We start from the raw sequence: 652 nt of genomic DNA on the forward strand, positions 1-652 counted from the left end.
ACCTAAAGCTATTGATGTTGTAGTTACTGCTGATGATAAAACAAAAGTGTACGGTGATCTTAATCCTGCTTTAACAGCTGTGGTGACTGGTGCTGTAAACGGAGATACGATTAACTACACTCTTGCAACTTCTGCTACGCAGTTCTCTAACGTAGGTGCTTACCCAATCGTGGTAACTTTAGGAAACAATCCTAACTATGACGTTACTGCTGTAAACGGAACTTTGACAGTTACGCCTAAAGCTATTGATATTTTGGTTTCTGCTGATGATAAAACAAAAGTATACGGTGATCTTAACCCTGCTCTAACAGCCGTGGTGACTGGTGCTGTAAACGGAGATACGATTAACTACACTCTTGCAACTTCTGCTACGCAGTTCTCTAACGTAGGTGCTTACCCAATCGTAGTTACTTTAGGTACTAATCCTAACTATGACGTTACTGCTGTAAACGGAACTTTGACAGTTACGCCTAAAGCTATTGATGTAGTCGTTACTGCTGATGATAAAACGAAAGTTTACGGTGATCTTAATCCTGCTTTAACAGCTGTGGTGACTGGTGCTGTAAACGGAGATACGATTAACTACACTCTTGCAACTTCTGCTACGCAGTTCTCTAACGTAGGTGCTTACCCAATCGTAGTGACTTTAGGT

General features: G+C 41.3%; 1 protein-coding gene. It reads left to right on the plus strand.

Features of this window, described 5'->3' with window-relative positions; genetic code table 11:
• Positions 1–652, plus strand: a 652-nt coding sequence (locus L1S34_RS14815) for an MBG domain-containing protein (RefSeq protein WP_236364875.1), incomplete at both ends; no start/stop codon positions are given.

This window comes from Flavobacterium sp. K77 (assembly GCF_021608205.1).
In the GTDB taxonomy this organism is placed as follows: Bacteria; Bacteroidota; Bacteroidia; order Flavobacteriales; family Flavobacteriaceae; genus Flavobacterium; species Flavobacterium turcicum.